The sequence below is a fragment of the Roseospira visakhapatnamensis genome (genome assembly GCF_014197915.1).
GTDB lineage: Bacteria > Pseudomonadota > Alphaproteobacteria > Rhodospirillales > Rhodospirillaceae > Rhodospira > Rhodospira visakhapatnamensis.
Map to the genome: position 1 here is coordinate 128,420 of NZ_JACIGK010000008.1, position 18,446 is coordinate 146,865.

The 18,446-nt window shown below is 68.6% G+C and carries 16 protein-coding genes; 10 read left to right on the plus strand and 6 right to left on the minus strand.

The features are described 5' to 3' along the window. Positions 1 to 265 precede the first annotated feature (265 nt). From GGD89_RS07040 to GGD89_RS07050, 3 genes are all read left to right on the plus strand, one after another. Positions 266 to 1,330 carry an SPFH domain-containing protein gene (locus tag GGD89_RS07040; RefSeq protein ID WP_184043523.1) on the plus strand — a complete coding sequence of 355 codons (1,065 nt, stop codon included), beginning with the start codon at positions 266 to 268 and terminating at the stop codon, positions 1,328 to 1,330. A 64-nt stretch (positions 1,331 to 1,394) separates the two neighbouring features. Further along, entirely contained in the window at positions 1,395 to 1,925 is a 531-nt protein-coding gene (locus tag GGD89_RS07045) for an NfeD family protein (protein WP_184043525.1), read from the plus strand. Between the two features lie 423 nt (positions 1,926 to 2,348). Continuing rightward, positions 2,349 to 2,885 carry a response regulator gene (locus tag GGD89_RS07050; RefSeq protein ID WP_184043527.1) on the plus strand — a complete coding sequence of 179 codons (537 nt, stop codon included), beginning with the start codon at positions 2,349 to 2,351 and terminating at the stop codon, positions 2,883 to 2,885. A gap of 140 nt (positions 2,886 to 3,025) precedes the next feature. Here GGD89_RS07050 and GGD89_RS07055 read toward each other — a convergent pair whose 3' ends face one another. The 3 genes from GGD89_RS07055 to GGD89_RS07065 all read right to left on the minus strand — a co-directional run bounded on the left by GGD89_RS07055 (position 3,026) and on the right by GGD89_RS07065 (position 4,850). Then, a complete protein-coding gene (locus GGD89_RS07055; protein WP_184043529.1) occupies positions 3,026 to 3,220 on the minus strand; it encodes a YgaP family membrane protein in 195 nt (64 codons plus the stop codon). Positions 3,221 to 3,350: 130 nt separating this feature from the next. After that, positions 3,351 to 4,034, minus strand: coding sequence for a Crp/Fnr family transcriptional regulator (locus GGD89_RS07060; protein WP_246422800.1), 684 nt, complete (start codon positions 4,032 to 4,034; stop codon positions 3,351 to 3,353). Between the two features lie 72 nt (positions 4,035 to 4,106). Further along, positions 4,107 to 4,850, minus strand: coding sequence for a TerC family protein (locus GGD89_RS07065; protein WP_184043531.1), 744 nt, complete (start codon positions 4,848 to 4,850; stop codon positions 4,107 to 4,109). 183 nt (positions 4,851 to 5,033) lie between these two features. Between GGD89_RS07065 and GGD89_RS07070 the strand changes: the two genes are divergently transcribed. Continuing rightward, on the plus strand, positions 5,034 to 5,537 hold the full coding sequence (locus GGD89_RS07070; RefSeq protein ID WP_184043533.1) for a GNAT family N-acetyltransferase: 504 nt from the start codon (positions 5,034 to 5,036) through the stop codon (positions 5,535 to 5,537). A gap of 3 nt (positions 5,538 to 5,540) precedes the next feature. On the opposite strand, the gene GGD89_RS07075 is transcribed toward GGD89_RS07070, so the two are convergent. Beyond that, positions 5,541 to 7,022 carry an amidase gene (locus tag GGD89_RS07075; protein WP_343058550.1) on the minus strand — a complete coding sequence of 494 codons (1,482 nt, stop codon included), beginning with the start codon at positions 7,020 to 7,022 and terminating at the stop codon, positions 5,541 to 5,543. A gap of 370 nt (positions 7,023 to 7,392) precedes the next feature. On the opposite strand from GGD89_RS07075, the gene ssb reads away from it, so the two are divergent. The 5 genes from ssb (at position 7,393) to GGD89_RS07100 (ending at position 13,696) form a co-directional block, all read left to right on the plus strand. Then, positions 7,393 to 7,938, plus strand: a complete 546-nt coding sequence (gene ssb, locus GGD89_RS07080) for a single-stranded DNA-binding protein (protein ID WP_184043535.1) — start codon at positions 7,393 to 7,395, stop codon at positions 7,936 to 7,938. A gap of 357 nt (positions 7,939 to 8,295) precedes the next feature. After that, entirely contained in the window at positions 8,296 to 9,369 is a 1,074-nt protein-coding gene (locus GGD89_RS07085; protein ID WP_184043537.1) for a sensor domain-containing diguanylate cyclase, read from the plus strand. A gap of 326 nt (positions 9,370 to 9,695) precedes the next feature. Continuing rightward, positions 9,696 to 12,476: a DNA gyrase subunit A gene (gene gyrA / locus GGD89_RS07090; protein ID WP_184043539.1), complete on the plus strand. Its 2,781-nt coding sequence runs from the start codon at positions 9,696 to 9,698 to the stop codon at positions 12,474 to 12,476. Positions 12,477 to 12,567: 91 nt separating this feature from the next. After that, a complete protein-coding gene (gene coaD / locus GGD89_RS07095; protein WP_184043541.1) occupies positions 12,568 to 13,083 on the plus strand; it encodes a pantetheine-phosphate adenylyltransferase in 516 nt (171 codons plus the stop codon). Between the two features lie 100 nt (positions 13,084 to 13,183). Continuing rightward, positions 13,184 to 13,696, plus strand: coding sequence for a peptidylprolyl isomerase (locus tag GGD89_RS07100; protein WP_246422802.1), 513 nt, complete (start codon positions 13,184 to 13,186; stop codon positions 13,694 to 13,696). A 65-nt stretch (positions 13,697 to 13,761) separates the two neighbouring features. Here GGD89_RS07100 and GGD89_RS07105 read toward each other — a convergent pair whose 3' ends face one another. Further along, the gene (locus tag GGD89_RS07105; RefSeq protein WP_184043543.1) at positions 13,762 to 15,672 is read right to left on the minus strand and encodes an ArnT family glycosyltransferase; all 1,911 of its coding nucleotides are present in this window, start codon (positions 15,670 to 15,672) and stop codon (positions 13,762 to 13,764) included. A gap of 129 nt (positions 15,673 to 15,801) precedes the next feature. Next, entirely contained in the window at positions 15,802 to 16,611 is an 810-nt protein-coding gene (locus tag GGD89_RS07110; protein WP_184043545.1) for an undecaprenyl-diphosphate phosphatase, read from the minus strand. A gap of 295 nt (positions 16,612 to 16,906) precedes the next feature. On the opposite strand from GGD89_RS07110, the gene GGD89_RS07115 reads away from it, so the two are divergent. Next, positions 16,907 to 18,370, plus strand: a complete 1,464-nt coding sequence (locus tag GGD89_RS07115) for an NAD(P)-dependent oxidoreductase (protein WP_184043547.1) — start codon at positions 16,907 to 16,909, stop codon at positions 18,368 to 18,370. Positions 18,371 to 18,446: the final 76 nt, after the last annotated feature.

The following is an 18,446-nucleotide window of genomic DNA, read 5'->3' on the forward strand; positions in this document are numbered from 1 at the left end:
TGTCGGTCACGCAAAAAAAGTGCCATAAGCGACGAAGGTTTTTTTCCGAGCAAGAACGTGCGAGAGCGCGGATTGGTGGTCATGGCGCGGCCTCGGTCCCCGGTGTGCATCTCAGAACGCGTGTCATATTGATGTGCCCGGCTCGGCGATGAAGCCCGTCCCGGGGTCCGGTGTGCCCCCGATGGCCGTATCGCATCCGGTCTAGGCCGGTGCAGAGGGCAATGGTAGTCTGCCGTCCACCGTATCAACAGCGCGGAGAGCGGTCATGATGGAGACCACGGTTCTGGTGATCACGTTGGTCGTCCTGGCCATCCTGTTCATTGCTCTGAGTGTGAAGATCATTCCGCAAGGATGGGAGTATACCGTCGAGCGCTTCGGCCAGTATACCAAGACGCTGGATCCCGGCCTCCACCTGATCGTGCCGTTCGTCGAGCAGGTCGGCGCCCGGATGAACATGATGGAACAGGTGCTGGACGTTCCCGAGCAGGAGGTCATCACCCGCGACAACGCCATGGTCACCGTGGATGGCGTGGTCTTCTATCAAGTCCTTGATGCGCCCAAGGCGGCCTACGAGGTCCGCCAGCTTGAAGTCGCGATCCTCAATCTCACCATGACCAACGTGCGAACCGTCATGGGGAGCATGGACCTGGACGAACTCTTGTCCCAGCGCGACAAGATCAATGCCCAATTGTTGACCGTGGTGGATCTTGCCACCAATCCTTGGGGCGTCAAGGTCACGCGCATCGAGATCAAGGACATCTCGCCGCCGCGCGACCTGGTGGACTCCATGGCCCGCCAGATGAAGGCCGAGCGGGACAAGCGCGCCTCCATCCTGGTCGCCGAGGGCGAGAAGCAGGCCACCATCCTGCAGGCCGAGGGCCTGAAGCAGGGCGCCATCCTGGAGGCCGAGGGGCGGCGCGAGGCGGCTTGGCGCGATGCCGAGGCGCGGGAACGACTGGCCGAGGCCGAGGCCCGCGCCACCGCTATGGTCAGCGAGGCCATCGGCAAGGGCAGCATGGGCGCGGTCAACTACTTCGTGGCCCTGAAGTACGTGGAGGCCCTGCAGGCCCTGGCCGCCGCCCCCAACCAGAAGGTCCTGATGCTGCCGATGGAAGCGACCGGCATCCTGGGGTCGGTGGCCGGAATCGCCGAAATCGCCAAGGAAGCCCTGGGGCCGGATCCGTCGGGCGGCGGCGGCGGTGGCGGCGGGGGAGGAGAGGACCCGGCCCGGCGGCCGACCGATCGTGGACCGGACACCGCGTCTCCGGTGGCGTCCTTCACCACCAGCATGATCCCGCGCGCGGGCGACTCCGCGGCGTCGTTGATGTGACGGGACCGACGACTCCGGCGGCCGGTCCGCCAGACCCTCGGCAACGATCGCAAGAGGCGGTGACATGACGGAGTCTTGGTGGCCTGAGGCCCTTGTGTTCTGGCACTGGTGGATTCTGGCGGTGGTCTGCCTGGGGCTGGAACTGGTCGCGCCGGGGGTGTTCTTCCTCTGGGTCGGCATGGCGGCCGGCGCGGTCGGGCTGGCGGTGATGATGGTGCCGTCCCTGGGCTGGGAGTGGCAGGCGCTGGCGTTCGCCGCCCTGTCGCTGCTGTCCACGGTGCTGGCCCGCCGTCTGTGGCGGCCGGGCGCGGTGACCAGCGACCAGCCGCTTCTCAATCGTCGCGCCTTCCGGCACGTCGGCAGCATGGTGACCCTGACGAGCGACCTGGAGGATGGGCGTGGACGGGTGAAGGTGGGGGACGGCGAGTGGGCGGCGGTGGCCGACACACAGAGCTTGCGGTTGCCGCGCGGCAGTCACGTCCGGGTCACCGGCGTGCGCGACGGTCTCCTGGTCATCGCGCCGCCGGAAGCCGCGGGGCCGGCATCGGATGCCACGCCGCCCCATGCGGATCAGACCGCTCAACACGAGAAATGACGGACGCCTGCGGTCTTTCGAAGTGACCGTTGAAGCCCGTGGACCGTGTCCTGACCCCGAGGCTCGTGACATGAATCCATAAGCCCGGGACGAACGACGGAAGCCGTCGGGACACTCGGAAATACAGCGTTCCCATGGTTCATGGACTTGAAGGTCCTTCAGGCGCTTGCGGATGTACCGATGAGGATCTTCGAATCCATCACACTCGTCTTCCCCGCCCGTCGAAAGGCGCATAGTGCCTGCGTCGCATGCGCGTCATGAGGGATGTTCCGCCCGTTTACAGGGTGTGGTCCGAGGCGCATACTTGCCGTGCCTGACGACAGAGCGCGCGGTCCGGGGGTGGGCGCGACACGGGGCGGGTGTTTCGGTTGCGCGCCCTCGGCTGGACGGGACGGTTCCAAGACCCGGCTAGAGGAGAGGGCGTTGACCTCGAACGAGATCATCAGCGACGCCATGCGTCAGCGATTTCAGTCCCTTCGGGTTCTGGTGATCGACGACAACAAGTTCTCGCGATCCCTGGTGACGACACAGCTCGCCAGTTACGGGATTCGAGGGGTGGCCGAGTGCGGTGACGGTGTCGAGGGCCTGAAGCTGCTTCAGCAGGTCCCGTACGATATCGTGCTGCTCGACTACGAAATGATGCCGCTGAACGGTGCCGAGTTCGCCCGGCTGGTGCGGCGCGACCCCTCGATTTCCAGTCCCGAGGTGCCGATCATCATGATCTCCGGCTACTCGGACGTGGCGCACGTTCGGGAAGCCCGCGACGCCGGCATCAACGAGTTCCTGACCAAGCCGGTGGCGGCCAAGACGCTGTACAAGCGGATCGAGTACACGCTTCTGCATCCGCGCCCGTTCGTTCGGACGGAGAAGTACATCGGCCCCATGCCCCGCGAGGGGCGCGAACCATCCTCTGCCACGCCGGGTGGCGGCGCCAAGGCGTCCGGCTCCGGCGGGCGCTGACAGACCGTTCGAGATACCCGGGCCAATGCTCGGGCCAGAGAATACCCATCGCCCCACGCACGCGGTTCCCCCGGCGATGGGTCCGCCGGGGGAACCGCGCGAGGACGCGACGGAAGGAAACCGGACGGCCTCGCGGACGGTCAGTCCGTCTTGCAGGTCTTGATGCCCAGCGGGATGTAGAGCGGGCACCAGCCCATCAGGCCGGTGGCCAGGGGAATGATGCCGATGAAGCCCCAGGGGTTCAGGGTCTCGGGCATCACGAAGGCGCCGATGATCAGCAGCGCGCCCAGGCCGATCCGCAGGTTGCGGTCCATGCCGCCAACGTTCTTGGTCATGGTGGAACTCCGTCTCAAGCAAATGGGGATGGGGGAGCACGGCTGTCGGAGGCCGTGTCCATGACCCATGGAGTACACCGATGTCTTGTGACGATCAGTAACTAAGTCACAGTTCCACCCTCGATGAGGGTCACCGCGCGCCGTCGCCGCCCTGATGCAGGCGGGCGAGGGCGGCCCCGTCGCGCACCAGCACCCGGCCGCGTGCCGCGCTCACCCAGCCCTGGCGTTCGAACTCCTTGAGCTGCCGGCTGATGACCTCGCGGGCCGATCCCAGTTCGGTGGCCAGCGCGTGGTGTGTGGCCCGCACCTCCCCCGAGTCGTCCGCCCGCGTCAACAGCAGGTGGGCCAGCCGGGCGTCGATGCGGGCGAAGGCCACCTCCTCGATCAACAGCAGCAGGTCGCTGATGCGCGTGGCATAGGCCGAGAACACGAAGCGGCGGAACACGTCGGAGCCCGCCAGCAGCCGCTGGAAGGTGCCGTGGGGCACGATGGCCACGGCCAGATCCGTTTCCGCCAGTCCCTCGGCGCCATAGGGAATGGCCGCCATCAAGGCGTTGGTGGTGAGCACGCAGGTCTGGCCCGGTTCCACCCGGTAGAGCACGATCCGCCGTCCCGACTCGGACACCTTCTGCACCCGCACGGCACCGTCCAGGATGAGGGTGAAGGCCGTGCAGGGGTCGCCATCCAGGAACAACTGCGTCCCGGCCGCCAGCGTGGCCGGACGCGCGCCGTCCTCCAGAACCCGGCGGGCCTCGCACTCCAGGTCGCGCAGGGCCGGGAACCGATCCATCAGACGATCCATCAGGGCGCTCATGGTCGTTCCGGCCCTCCGGGGCGCGTGGGGGTGATGTTGGGAGTGAGGGGTGTGTGTGGACGCGTCACCGTGTCATGTCGACCGCGTCGCGCGTCGGCGCCTGGCCCGCCGCGCCATCATGTTCAGGGCCTCGACCAGGGCCGAGAACGCCATCGCCGCGTACATATAACCCTTGGGCACGTGCGCCCCGAAGGCATCGGCGATCAGCATCATGCCGATCATCAGCAGGAAGCCCAGCGCCAGCATGACGATGGTCGGGTTGGCGTGGATGAAGTCCGCCAGCGGCGTGGCCGCCACCATCATCACTGTCACCGCGACGACGACGGCGATGACCATGACGGCGAAGTTGTCGGTCATGCCCACGGCCGTGATGATGCTGTCGATGGAGAACACCAGGTCCAGCAGCAGGATCTGGACGATGGCGGCGGTGAAGCCGATGGTCAGCACCCCGTCGTCCTTCTTGTCGGGATTGGGATTCACGGTGTGACTGATTTCCTTGGTCGCCTTCCAGACCAGGAACAGGCCCCCGGCCAGCAGGATCAGGTCGCGCCACGAGAACCCGTGCCCCAGGACGGTGATCACCGGCGCCGTCAGCGTCACGATGATGGCCACCGTTCCCAGCAAGGCCAGCCGCAGCACCAGCGCCAGACTGATCCCCACGCGCCGCGCCATGCGGCGCCGCGCCTCCGGCAGCTTGTTGGTGAGGATGGAAATGAAGATGAGATTGTCGATGCCCAGGACAATCTCCATCACGATCAGTGTGGCCAGCGCCGCCCAGGTGGTCGGGTTGGTGGCCAGATCGGTGAGGTGCTCCATGACGCGCGGTCTCTCCCCTTTGATCCGCACGGCCTTTGGTGACCGATGGACCACGGGAGTGTGCCGTCGGGAGTGGGACATTGCCAAGGGGCATGGCGAGGCCCGTCACACGATCGCTGACCGGCGCCGGTTGGTATGCTAAGCACCGGGACTTCGTCGACCCTTCCGGGAGCCGGTTTCTCCATGCCCTTGACCCCTTGTGATCTGACGTCCGCCGATCTGGATCGCATGCTTGTCCTCAACAACGCGGCCGTGCCGAAGGTCAACGACCTGAGCGGCCCGGCGCTGGAACGCCTGATGGAGTGGGCCTCGGTGGTGTCGGGCGCGCGCGGCGAAGACGGAACCCTGCTGGGGTTCGTTCTGGCGCTGCCGCCGGGACTTCCCTACGAAAGCGAGAACTATCGTTGGGTCTGTGGGCGCCGGGAAACATTCCTGTATGTGGACCGGGTGGTGGTGGCCAGCGACGCGCGCGGACGCGGCGTCGGCCGGGCGCTGTACCGGACGGTCATGCGCGCGGCGGCGGTCCACCACCGTCGCGACGCCCGGGTGATCTGCGAGGTCAACGAACGCCCCCCCAACCCCGGGTCGATGGCCTTTCACAAGGCGCTGGGGTTCCGGCCCATCGGCCGGGTCGATTACGGCACCGGCGCCAAGGCGGTCCGCTTCCTGGAATGCCGGCACGCGTGAGCGTCAGCCTGGCGCGCGGGGATCGACCGGCGTGGCCGACCGGCCCAGCAATCCCTCCAGCAGGGCGGCATGGGACAGCAGCGCGGCCTCGGCGCGCGGCGGCGCCATCAGTTGCAGTCCCACCGGCAGGCCGGCGGCCGTCGTCCCGCAGGGCAGGGAGATCACCGGGCAGGCCGTGAGCGTCAGGGTGGAGGTCAGACCCAGCCAGTCCACATAGGTCTCCAGGCGCGTATCGGCGACCCTGTCCACGAAGCGGTGCTCGACCGGGAAGGGCGGCACCATCACGGTCGGGCAGGCCAGCAGGTCGTGGGTCTCGAAGAACGCCGCCACCCGGGCCATCAGCGCCGCGCGCCCCCGCGCGGCCTCGGACAGGTCGGCCTGGGTCTGGGCGAGGCCGTGCTCGATGTTCCACACCACCTCGGGCTTGAGCTGATCGCGGTGCGTATCCAGCATCGGCCCCATGGCGGTGACGAAGGCGTCGGCCCGCAGCGTCTGAAAGACCGCCCGGGCGCCCATGAAGTCGGGGCAGGCGTCGTCCACCAGCGTGCCGGCGTCCTCGAACCGGCGGACGGCGGCGGCGCACAGCGCGGCGACCTCCGGGTCCACCGGCCAGAGTCCCAGGTTCGGACTCCAGCCCACGCGCACCGGGACCTTCGGACGTTCGGCCGCCGCCAGGAAGGGATGGGCCGGGGCGTCCACGGACAGCGGATCGGCCGGATGGGCGCCCGTCATGGCGTCCAGCAGCAGGGCCACATCGGCCACGTCGCGTGCCATCGGACCGTCGACCGACAGCGGCGACCAGGGGTCGGCGGTGGGAGCCCGGGCCACGCGGCCGGGGCTGGGGCGCAGGCCGACCACGCCGCAGAAGGCCGCCGGCAGGCGCAGGGATCCGCCCATGTCCGACCCCGTCGCCAGCCAGGTCATGCCGGTGGCCAGGGCCACGGCCGACCCACCCGAGGACCCGCCGCAACTGAGCCGCGTGTCCCAGGGATTCCGGGTGGCGCCGAACACCGCGTTGAAGGTGTTGCCGCCGGCCGCCCACTCCGGCGTGTTGGTCTTGCCCAGCACCACGGCACCGCGTCGTTCCAGCGTCTCCACCACCAGTCCCGAGCGCGCCGGCACATGATCGCGGAAGATCGGCGAACCATAGGTGGTGCGCACGCCCTCCACATCGGTCATGTCCTTGATCAGCACCGGCAGGCCGGCGAGCCAGCCGGGCGCGGTCGGCTCCAGGCCACCGAGTCCGCCGACGTCGTCGGTCAGGCGGCGGGCGGCGGCGCGGGCGCGCTCCGGGCACAGCGTGGGCACGGCGTTGACCACCGGATCGACGCGGGCGGTACGATCCATGGCGGCGTCGATCAGCTCCAGGGGCGAGACCTCGCCCCGGCCCAGCATCCGGACCACGGTACGGGCGGGCAGGGCGGTGAGGGATCCGGACGGGATGCCGGCGGTCGATGTCCTCGAGTCCCCGACCAAATGTGTCACAACCGTCGCTCCATCGCATGACAGGGGGGCGTGGGTCCACGACGCGCCGACGATGGGGGCGGTGGACGACCCCGCCCCCCGTGTCCGGCCAGCGCCGGGCATCGATCCCACGGTGGCGTCCTATGTCCGTTTCACCACGGCGCACCGGCGTGATCAAGACGGGCTCGCGCCGACTCAGACCGGCACGGGCATGGGTGCCATGACGAGGACGACGCGTCACCCCCGAACGGTGCGCGGCCTGAACCCATACAGGCCGGGGCCGGGGACTTTCGCGACCGCGACCGGGCGGATAGAGTGGGCGCCAACGCGTGTCGCGCCGGTGTCGCCGGGCGGGGCCGCGCGGCGATTCACGAGGGTTTGGAGACTCCCCATGGCTGGCAGCGTCAACAAGGTCATTCTGATCGGCAACCTGGGGCGAGACCCCGAATGCCGCACCTTCCAGAACGGCGGCAAGGTGGCCAACCTGCGTGTGGCCACCACGGATACCTGGAAGGACCGCCAGAGCGGCGAGCGGCGCGAACGCACCGAGTGGCACAGCGTGGCGATCTTCGGGCCGCTGGCCGACATCGCCGAACGGTACCTGCGCAAGGGATCTAAGGTCTACCTGTGTGGGTCCCTGCAAACCCGCAAGTGGCAGGATCAAAGTGGCAACGATCGTTACTCGACCGAGGTCGTCCTTCAGGGTCCCGGGGCCGAGATGACCATGCTGGATGGTCGCGCCGGCGGCGGCGGCGGGTCCGGTGGCGGCTTCGGCAACGGCGGGGCGGACGGCGGTTATGATGCCGGTGGCGGTGGCGGCGGCCGTGGGTCCGGCGGGCCGGGCGGGTCGGGCGGCGGTGGCTGGGACTCCGGCTATGGCGGCCCCGGCGGCGGTGGAGCGGGGCAGGGCGACCTGGAGGACGATATCCCATTCTAGGACAATACGGCCAACTCCCCCTGGGTTGTCCAAGACCCAGCGGGGATCTAGGGTACCTGAACGCACCGGCGCCGGTCGCCGGCGGGGTCTTGCCGTGGCGCCCGACACCGGACGCGGCCACGCCGGAAGCTAGTGCACTGATCCAGACAAAAGATGCAGTCCGCATTCTTTTGTCTGGATCGAAAGTGCACGAGAAACAATGTCTTGTGCAGCGACGTTTGCATTCAAGGGGGACTCCCTTGAATGCAAACGTCGCTGCACTAGGGCACGAGCCCGACACCGGACCTTCTCGTCGCGCGACCCGAGGTGTGATCCCACGTGGCCAGGGGGCGGAGATCGTGTGTGGGAGATGGAGCCATGAAGTGTGCACCGATTCCAGCCGATGACTCTGAACGCCTGGCGTCCCTGCGCGCGATGAACGTTCTGTCCTCGCCGGCCGATGCGGCGCTGGACAGCGTGACCCGCCTCGCGCACCGGCTCTCGGGGCTGCCGATCGCGTTGATCTCCCTGATTGATGTGGACCGCCAGTGGTTCCTGTCTCGGTTTGGATTGCAGGCGCCCGAAACGTCCCGCGACATCTCGTTCTGCGGGCACGCCATCCTGCGGGATGACCTGTTCATCATCCCGGATGCGCTCAAGGATGCCCGATTCGCCGACAATCCCCTGGTGATCGGCCCCCCGTTCATCCGCTATTACGCGGGCATCCCGCTCCGCAACACGGCGGGGTTCCTGATCGGCACCCTGTGCATCATCGATCAGCAGCCCCGCAAGATGGACTGGGAGACCTTGTCGAGCCTGAAGGATCTGGCGCGGCTGGCGGAGGTCGCCATCGAGAACCGTCACCTGGGTGAGACCCAGGGTCAGTTGCTGCGGGACCTGGATGAGGACGGGCGCGAGGCCCTGATCTGTCCGCTGTCCCAGACATGGAACCGCATCGGGTTCGAGACGCTGTACCGGCGCGAGGCCGTCACGGCGGCGCGCGACACACGCCCGTTGGGCCTGGCGGTTCTGGAGGTCGACCACGCCAACCGGATTGGCGACATCCATGGACCGGATATGGAGACACACGTCGTTTGCCTGCTGGCGAGCCTGTTGCGCGGCCACACGCGGTCCGACGACATCGTCGCGCGCCTCGACGCGGCGCGGTTCATGGTGCTGATGCCCGGGGTGCGCGAGGCCGATCTGACGCGGACCGGCGACCACATTCTCGATGTGGTGCGCACCCAGGGCCTGCTCCCCGTTTCGTCGGACAGTCCCCTTCCTCATCGCTTCACATGCAGTGCCGGGGTGGTGGCCATCGATCCCATGGCGGCGCCCGGGGGCTGGGACGCGGCATTCACGCGGGCGGACGAGGCCCTGTCCGAGGCTCGGGCCAGGGGGGGAGACCAGGTGCGCATCGGCGTGTCCGTCGGGCCGGGCGCGGTGGCGTGAAGGGCCTTGGTAGACCCGGGGACGCGGATGGGACGGTCACGCCCACGTTGCCCCGCTCCGGTGCGTTTGCTAAGGTCGTCGCCCTTTCCAGCGCCGGTTTCGGGACCGCTCCACGGACGGCGACAGGGGGAGGTTCCCGCCCAGAACAGGCGACTTGACGCCCTGTCCGGGCCTGACCATGAGCCCGGCTTCGTCCGATGCCACTGGGTCCATCCCGCTCCATCACGGGCGTTCCCGCGGTGGTCCGCCCCTCGGGCGTGGCCGCGCCGGCGGGAGGGACCTCCATCGGGCCCGTACCGGCATGAACCCGTAGGCGACGTCCGATCGTGACCACTCCTCCCGGCACTCCCTCCGACTCCGACATCTCTCCGGTCGCCATCGAGGACGAGATGCGGCGCAGCTACCTTGATTACGCCATGAGCGTGATCGTCAGCCGCGCCCTGCCCGATGCCCGCGACGGCCTGAAGCCGGTGCACCGGCGCATCCTCTATGCCATGAACGAGAACGGCTATGTCCACGGCAAGCCGTTCCGCAAGTCGGCGCGTATCGTCGGCGACGTGATGGGCCAGTACCATCCGCATGGCGACGGCGCGATCTATGACGCCATGGTGCGCATGGCGCAGGACTTCTCCATGCGTCTGCGCCTGATCGACGGCCAGGGCAACTTCGGCTCCATGGACGGCGACAAGGCCGCCGCCATGCGCTACACCGAGGCCCGCCTGTCCAAGGCCGCGCATGGACTGCTGGAGGACATCGACAAGGACACCGTCGATTTCCAGCCCAACTATGATGAAAGCACGCGGGAACCCGTCGTCCTGCCGGCGCGCTTCCCCAATCTGCTGGTCAACGGCGCCGGCGGCATCGCCGTCGGCATGGCCACCAATATCCCGCCGCACAATCTGGGCGAGGTGGTCGACGCCTGCCTGGCGCTGATCGACACCCCGGACCTGTCCTTCGAGGACTTGCAGGAGATCATCCCCGGGCCGGACTTTCCCACCGGCGCCCTGGTCATGGGCAAGGCGGGAATCCGCGCCGCCTATATGACCGGGCGCGGCAGCATCATCATGCGCGCGCGCTGCGCCATCGAGAGCTTCGGCCGCGACCGCGAGGCCATCGTCGTCACCGAGATGCCCTATCAGGTGAACAAGGCGGCGATGATCGAAAAGATGGCCGAACTGGTGCGCGAGAAAAAGCTGGAGGGCATCTCCGACATCCGCGACGAGTCCGATCGTCGCGGGGTGCGGGTGGTGATCGAGGTCAAGCGCGATGCCGTGGCCGACGTGGTCCTGAACCAGCTCTACCGGTTCACGCAGTTGCAGACGACGTTCGGCGTCAACATGCTGGCCCTGAACCAGGGACGGCCGTTGTTGCTGACGCTGTCGGAGATCCTGCGGATCTTCATCGCCTTCCGCGAGGAGGTCATCCGCCGCCGCACCGTGTTCGAACTGAACAAGGCACGGGAACGCGCCCACGTGCTGGTCGGCCTGGCCATCGCCGTGGTCAACGTGGATCCGGTGGTCGAGATGATCCGCCGCGCCCCCGATCCCCAGACCGCGCGCGAGCGATTGCAGGCCACCCCGTGGCCGGTGGGCGAGGTGGCGCCCATGATTGCCCTGATCGACGAACCCGGGCGGGGCGTGGTGGACGGCTGCTATCGCCTGTCGGAGGCGCAGGCCCGCGCCATCCTGGACTTGCGGCTGCATCGGCTCACCGGCCTGGAGCGCGAGAAGATTCAGGAGGAGTTGCGCGAGATCGGCGCCCGCATCGAGGAGTTCCTGGCGATCCTGGGCTCGCGCGAGAAGCTCTACGCCGTCATGCGCGGGGAACTGGCGGCCGTGCGCGAGGCGTTCGCCACGCCCCGGCGCACCGAGCTTCAGGACGTCGAGTTCGAGGTGGACGACGAGGACCTGATCGCCCGCGAGGACATGGTGGTGACGGTGACCAACACCGGCTACATCAAGCGGGTGCCGCTGTCCACCTACCGGGCCCAGCGGCGCGGCGGGCGCGGGCGGACCGGGATGGCCATGCGTGACGAGGACTTCGTCACCACCGTGTTCGTGGCCAACACCCACGCGCCCTTGCTGTTCTTCTCCTCCGCCGGCATCGTCTACAAGCTCAAGGTCTATCGCCTGCCCCTGGGCACGCCGCAGGCGCGCGGCAAGGCCATGGTCAACCTGCTGCCGCTGGGGGAGGGCGAGACCATCTCCACCGTCATGGCACTGCCGGAGGACGAGGACAGGTGGGGCGACCTCCACGTGATGTTCGCCACCGCCTCCGGTACCGTGCGGCGCAACAAGCTGTCCGACTTCACCAACATCATGGCCAACGGCAAGATCGCCATGAAGCTGGAGCCCGACGACGCGCTCATCGGGGTGCATGTGTGCTCGGACGACCAGGACGTGTTGCTGTCCACCCGGGGCGGCAAGTGCATCCGCTTCGCCGTGTCCGACGTGCGCGTGTTCGCCGGCCGCACCTCGACGGGTGTGCGCGGGATCAAGCTGGCGCGCGGCGACCGGGTGATGGGTCTGGGCATCCTGACCCATGCCGACTACGATCCGGCGATCCGGGCGGCCTACCTGAAGCAGGCCAACCAATTGCGCCGCCGCCCGGACGACGAGGACGCCGATCGCGCGCCCGACGTGGAGGCCGAGGCGGTGGAGCCGGGCGACCTGTCCGGTGAGGACTTCGAGCGCATGGCCGCCGAGGAGGAGTTCATCCTCACCGTCACCGAGAACGGCTTCGGCAAGCGCACCTCCTCGTTCGAGTATCGGATCTCGGGGCGCGGCGGGCAGGGCATCGTCAGCATCGACACGCCGCCGCGCAACGGGTCCGTGGTGGCGTCGTTCCCGGTGGGCCATGAAGACCAGATCATGCTGATCACCAACACCGGACAGTTGATCCGCTTTCCGCTCAACGACGTGCGCATCGCCGGGCGCAAGACCCTGGGCGTGCGTCTGTTCCGCACGGCGGAGGACGAGGTGGTGGTCTCGGCGGCGCATCTGCCGGCGTCCCTGGCCGACCCCGGCGAGGAGGACACCGGCGACGCCGGCGCGGACGGGACCGATGAGGACACGGTCACCGACGCCGACGCCGACACCGAGGACTGAACAATGGGGGCGCGGGCGTGGCCCGTGCCCGGCGCGACGGGTGCCGTTGGGTGGCGGTCGCCGCAACGACAGAGGGGAACGGGCATCCGCCATGACTGTCAGTAACCATGTGGGCGTCTATCCGGGGACCTTTGATCCGGTCACCACGGGGCACCTGGACATCATTCGTCGGGCGACGCGGGTCGTGGACCACTTGATCGTCGCCGTGGCCGTCAATGCCGGGAAAGGCCCGATGTTCTCGTTGGAGGAGCGGGTCGAGATGCTACGGGAGTCCCTGGACGAAAGCGGGATCGGCGCCCGCAACTCCGTGGAGGTGATGCCGTTCGGCTCGTTGCTGGTCCACTATGCCAAGGAGGTCGGCGCCTCGGTGATCGTGCGCGGCCTGCGCGCCGTCTCGGACTTCGAGTACGAGTTCCAGATGGCCGGCATGAACGCGCGGCTGGACAACAGCATCGAGACGGTCTTCCTCATGGCCTCGGAACGGTCACACTTCATTTCCTCGCGCTTCGTCAAGGAGATCGGCCGCCTGGACGGCGACATCAGCCCCTTCGTGACGCCGAGCGTGCACCAACGCCTGCTGAATCGCTTTGGAGAGTCTCATGAGTAACGGAACCGGGTTGCGCCGGTCGCGGGCGATCCCACTGTCCCGGCGGGCGCTGATGTTCTCCGTCGCACTGATGTGCGCTGTCACAGGAAAGGCAAGACCCATGGCCGCTGACGCTGGCGTGACCCTTGATCCGGAAAACACCCTGTACATGGATCTGCCGGCCGGCCGGGTGACCATCACCCTGTCGCCCGAACTGGCGCCCGCGCATGTGGAGCGCATCAAGACCCTGACCCGCCAGGGGTTCTACGACGGCGTGGTGTTCCACCGCGTGATCGAGGACTTCATGGCCCAGACCGGGGATCCCACGGGCACCGGAACCGGCGGCTCCGACCTGCCGGACCTGAAGGCCGAGTTCTCCGATCCCTCGGTGGCCCGGCACCTGCGCGGCACCTGCTCCATGGCCCGCACGCAGAACCCCCATTCGGCCAACAGCCAGTTCTTCATCTGTCTGGCCGACGTGCCCTACCTGGATGGGCAGTACACCATCTGGGGCCGGGTGGTGGACGGCATGGAGGCGGTGGACGCCATCCGCAAGGGCGCGCCGGAGCACAACGGCAAGGTCAGCGATCCGGACGCCATCATCCGCATGCAGGTGGCCGCGGACGCGACCTGACGTCCTGGCCGGGGAAGGCGGGACCGGCCCCCGATGGCGCCGGTCCCCTCGTCGGCGATCGGGCGTCAGGGCAGGGGATCGGGCTCCAGCCGCAGGTCATGCACCCAGGCTCCGGGGCGCTCCGGCGTGATGGTGATCGTCCCTTGCCGGCGGTCCACGCGCCGGGCGCCGGGGACCCGGGTGTCCAGGGTCACGACCGATCCGTCCTCGGGCAGCACGAGTCGGCCAACGGCGGTGCCGTTCCAGGCCACCGTCAAGGTCTGCTGGCCATCGGCGGATCGCGCCTGAACCCGCAGGGGCCCGTAGGGGACCCGGGGGTCCAGGTCCACCCGGAGTGTCGCCGTGTCCGCCGCGACGGCGCGCGCCCCGGCCCCGGCGTCCACCGGTCCCCAACCGTCGCCGAAGTAGCTGACCGCGTCGGTGCCGTCGAAGGCGACGGCGCGGCGCAGCGTGAACCCTCGACCCAGCCACGCCTGGATGTCCTCGATCACCACGTCGCCGCCACGCGTCAGGGTGTAGGTGCCGATGGGCTCCAGGCGGTCCAGGCTCTGCGTGAAGCGGGCGCGCGGGTCGTCGCCCAGCCGCCGGCCACTGCCCATCAGCAGCATGTCCCAGCCCTCGGCCGCGCGCAGGTCCAGGGTGAAGGCCAGGTTGCGGGGATCGTTGGACAGCACCACCACCGGCAGGGCGCCGCCGACGGCGCTGTCGACCTTGCCGCCCTCGACCCAGTGGACGGCGGCGGCGAAGGTCTCCGGCCGGTCCAGCAGGCCCGTTTCGGCCAGATCCTCGCGCAAGGCGCGCCATTCCAGCGCCTCCAGCGTCGGGTCCTTGTCCAGGGGGACGACGTGGGCGATCCAGTTGGTGCCGATGTGGCTGGCCAGCACCGCCAGCACCAGCGCCGTGACCGTCACCGACCCGCTCAGCCAGACGCCGGTGAGGCGAGGGCGGCGGGCGAGTCCGCGCTCCGCCATCCGCCCCAGCAGCGGGAACAGCATCAGGTAGCCCGGCGCCTGCCAGTGGAAGTGGAACCCCAGTGGCGCCCACAGCGCGATGACGGTGAAGAAGGCGATTGGTCCAACGGCCAGGCAAGCCAGGAACCAGTCGGTCCGGTTGGCGTCGGTCGGGCCACGCAACAGGGCGGCGGCGAACACCCAGATCATGGGCAGCCAGACCCAGGGCAACAGCCAGGTCATCTGTCCCACGATGCTGCGCAACAGCCAGTCGGGCCGTAGGCCGGCGCTCTCCACCGAGCGGCCGCTCTGGAAGGCGAAGGACACCCAGTCGTTCTGCGCGTTCCAGATCAGCACGGGGGCGGCCACCGCCAGCGCCAGCAGGCCGGCCACATAAGGGGCCGGGTGGCGGACCCAATGCCGCTGGTCGGGCCGGGTGAGGGCGAACAGGCCGGCACCGGCCACCAGGAAGACGGCGTGGTACTTGGCCAGCAGGGTCAGACCCAGCAACAGGCCGATCACCAGCCACCAGGGCCAGGCGCGGGTCCGTTGGTCGGGCTCCAGCATCACCCGGGCCAGCGCCCAGGCGGTCAGCAGCCAGAACAGCATCAGGGGACCGTCGGGCTGGAACCAGCCGCCGACGCTGACGGTGAACACCGCCGAGATGTTGAGGAACAGCGCGGCGAAGAAGCCCGCCCAGGGCGAGATGAGCCGCCGCGTCAGGCTGAACAGCACCCAGGTCGTGGCCGCGAAGATCAGGATGAAGGGCAGGCGGATGACCGCCGGGTCGTCGCTGCCGGTGAGCGCCAGCATGGCCCAGCCCAGCCATAGGGCCAGCGGCGGCTGGTCGAAGTAGCTGAGGTGCGGCTCGCGGGTGCCGGCGAGGTAGTAGGACTCGCCGTTACCGAAGTCCATGAGCACGGCCAGCAGGACTCGCACCAGGGCGGTCCCGCCGATCAGGATCAGGGTGGCGCGAGCCGGATCCTTGAGATCGGACCAGGGACGGGAGAGCGGGGCGACGGCCATGGGGTTGCGTGTCCGGACAGGGGCGGGAAGGGGGACCCTTGCTAGCCCAGCCGCGACCGCCCGGCAAGTGATCCAAAAAGCGACGCAGCCCGTGACGCGATTGGAGACGGCTGGGTCCGGGAGGTCCGGTCAGAGGTCGAGATAGCCGTAGACGATGCCCAGCAGCGCCAGCCCCAGGACCACGCGGTAGATCACGAAGGGCATAAAGCCGGCGCGGCGCAGCCAGGCCATCAGCCCGGCCATGGCGACCAACGCCGAGACCAGGGCCAGGGCGCCGGCGACCAGCGCCTCCTGGGTGATGCGCCAGTCGTCCAGACGGTAGAGATCCAGGCCCAGGAGGACGCCGGCGGCGGTCAGCGTGGGAATCGACATGAGCATGGAAAAGCGGGCCGCGTCCGGTCGCTCGAAGCCCAGGAACCGGGCGGCGGTCATGGTGACGCCGGAGCGGCTGGTGCCGGGCACCAGCGCCAGGGCCTGGGCCAGGCCCAGCACCAGGGCATCCAGGAGGCGCATGTGCTCGACCCGTCGCACGGTCATGCCGACCCGATCGGCGATCCCCAGCAGCAGCCCGAACACCAGGGTGGCCCAGGCGATGACCTCCAGGCTGCGCAGGTCGGTGGCGATCCGCTCCTTCAGCAGCACGCCGGCCACCACCACCGGGATGGTGGCCACCACCAGATGCCAGATCAGGCGCGCGCCGGGGTCGCTGCGCACCCGCCAGAATCGCGTCAGGCCGCCGAGCATCGCCACGACATCACGCCAGAAATAGAGACACACGGCGAGCAGGGTGCCCACGTGCACCGCCACGTCCATCGTCATGCCCTGGTCGGGCCAGTCGGTGAGCATGGGCACCAGCGCGAGGTGCCCAGAGGAACTGACCGGCAGGAACTCGGTGATGCCCTGAACCAGGGCCAGGACGATGACATGCAGTGTGAGCACAGCCCAACCCCCTGATCTGATAAGGGTTTTCTTTTAGCAAACTTGGGTGCCCCTGGCATCGACGGAAATTGGTTCTCATTTGTGACCTAATTTCCGGCACGCTTCGAAGCGGATCCTCTGTTATGGCAACGGGGGACGGCGGGCCTCGAAAATAACGTCAGTCATACTGCCGTTTATGTGCTTTTGGCTTGTGTAAGCCCCCCTGCGAAGCGTATGACACCTCTCCGGACTGTGGGTAGCCCGCAACCGAAGACCCTTGACCCGGCTGCCCCCCGACCCGAGTGGAGGAAGCGCCATGGCGCGGAAGATGATGCAATTCACCCGTCTGCGCGGCGATATGCCCGACAAGCGCGCCGCCGACGAACGCCGTGACGACTTCGACGAGATCTACACCGGCTTCGCCGATGACCGCGCCGCCGATCAGGCCTCCCGGTGCGAGCAGTGTGGCATTCCGTTTTGCCAGGTTCACTGCCCCTTGCACAACAATATCCCGGATTGGCTGTTGTTGACGGCCCAGGGGCGCCTGCGCGAAGCCTACGCGGTGTCCTCCAGCACCAACAACATGCCCGAGATTTGCGGCCGCATCTGCCCGCAGGATCGCCTGTGCGAGGGCTCCTGCGTGCTGGAGCAGTCGCGCCACGGTACCGTGACCATCGGCGCCGTCGAGAAGTTCATCACCGACACCGCGTGGGAGCAGGGGTGGGTCCAGGCGATCACGCCCATCGAGGAACGCGACCAGTCCGTGGGCATCATCGGCGCGGGACCCGGCGGCATGGCGGCGGCCGAGCAGTTGCGGCGCCATGGCTACAAGGTGACGCTGTATGACCGCTACGACCGGATCGGCGGCCTGCTGATCTATGGTATCCCGGGCTTCAAGCTGGAAAAGACCGTGGTCGAGCGGCGGGCGGCGCTGCTGGCCGAGTCCGGGGTCGACATTCGCCTGAACTTCGAGGTCGGTCGCGATGCCACCCTCGCCGACCTGCGCCAGACGCATGATGCCCTGCTGATCGCCACCGGCGTCTACAAGGCGCGCGGCCTTTCGGTGCCGGGTGCCGGGTTGCCGGGCGTGCTGCCGGCGCTGGAGTACCTGACGGCGTCCAACCGCCTGAACCTGGGCGACAGCGTGCCGGCCTTCGACAGCGGCGACCTCGATGCCGCCGGCAAGGACGTCGTGGTGATCGGCGGGGGCGACACCGCCATGGACTGCGTGCGCACCGCCATCCGCCAGGGCGCGACCTCCGTCAAGTGCCTCTACCGGCGGGACCAGGCCAACATGCCCGGGTCCCAGCGCGAGGTGACCAACGCCATCGAGGAAGGGGTCGACTTCGTCTGGCTGGCCGCGCCCGAGGCCGTCGTGGACAAGGACGGGCGTGCCGCCGAGGTCCGCGCCGTACGCATGCGCCTGGGAATCGCCGACGCCACGGGCCGCCAGGCCCCGACTCCCATCGACGGCAGCCAGTTCCGCCTGCCGGCCCAGATGGTCATCGCCGCCCTGGGCTTCGAGCCCGAGGACCTGCCCACGCTGTTCGGCGAACCGGACCTGCCGGTAACCCGCTGGGGTACCCTCAAGGTCGACAGCCACAGCCTGATGACCGACATGGACGGCGTGTTCGCCGCCGGCGACATCGTGCGCGGCGCCTCGCTGGTGGTCTGGGCGGTGCGCGACGGCCGCGACGCCGCCGAGGGCATCCACGACTACCTTCAGGCGCGCGCCGCCGCCGCGACCGCGCCGACCGGGGACATGGCCCTGGCGTCGTGACCGCGCCCGCCTGATCCCCCGTTCCAGAGCTTCCGGCCTGTTGCCCCGCCAACGCCATCGCGGGCGGCGACGGCCC

What these genes read in the sequence shown, in the direction of transcription:
- GGD89_RS07040 (WP_184043523.1), top strand. Translation starts at nt 266, where the DNA reads ATGATGGAGACCACGGTTCTGGTGATCACGTTGGTCGTCCTGGCCATC.
- GGD89_RS07045 (WP_184043525.1), top strand. Translation starts at nt 1,395, where the DNA reads ATGACGGAGTCTTGGTGGCCTGAGGCCCTTGTGTTCTGGCACTGGTGG.
- GGD89_RS07055 (WP_184043529.1), bottom strand. Translation starts at nt 3,220, where the DNA reads ATGACCAAGAACGTTGGCGGCATGGACCGCAACCTGCGGATCGGCCTG.
- GGD89_RS07060 (WP_246422800.1), bottom strand. Translation starts at nt 4,034, where the DNA reads ATGAGCGCCCTGATGGATCGTCTGATGGATCGGTTCCCGGCCCTGCGC.
- GGD89_RS07065 (WP_184043531.1), bottom strand. Translation starts at nt 4,850, where the DNA reads ATGGAGCACCTCACCGATCTGGCCACCAACCCGACCACCTGGGCGGCG.
- GGD89_RS07070 (WP_184043533.1), top strand. Translation starts at nt 5,034, where the DNA reads ATGCCCTTGACCCCTTGTGATCTGACGTCCGCCGATCTGGATCGCATG.
- ssb (WP_184043535.1), top strand. Translation starts at nt 7,393, where the DNA reads ATGGCTGGCAGCGTCAACAAGGTCATTCTGATCGGCAACCTGGGGCGA.
- GGD89_RS07085 (WP_184043537.1), top strand. Translation starts at nt 8,296, where the DNA reads ATGAAGTGTGCACCGATTCCAGCCGATGACTCTGAACGCCTGGCGTCC.
- coaD (WP_184043541.1), top strand. Translation starts at nt 12,568, where the DNA reads ATGACTGTCAGTAACCATGTGGGCGTCTATCCGGGGACCTTTGATCCG.
- GGD89_RS07100 (WP_246422802.1), top strand. Translation starts at nt 13,184, where the DNA reads ATGGCCGCTGACGCTGGCGTGACCCTTGATCCGGAAAACACCCTGTAC.
- GGD89_RS07105 (WP_184043543.1), bottom strand. Translation starts at nt 15,672, where the DNA reads ATGGCCGTCGCCCCGCTCTCCCGTCCCTGGTCCGATCTCAAGGATCCG.
- GGD89_RS07115 (WP_184043547.1), top strand. Translation starts at nt 16,907, where the DNA reads ATGGCGCGGAAGATGATGCAATTCACCCGTCTGCGCGGCGATATGCCC.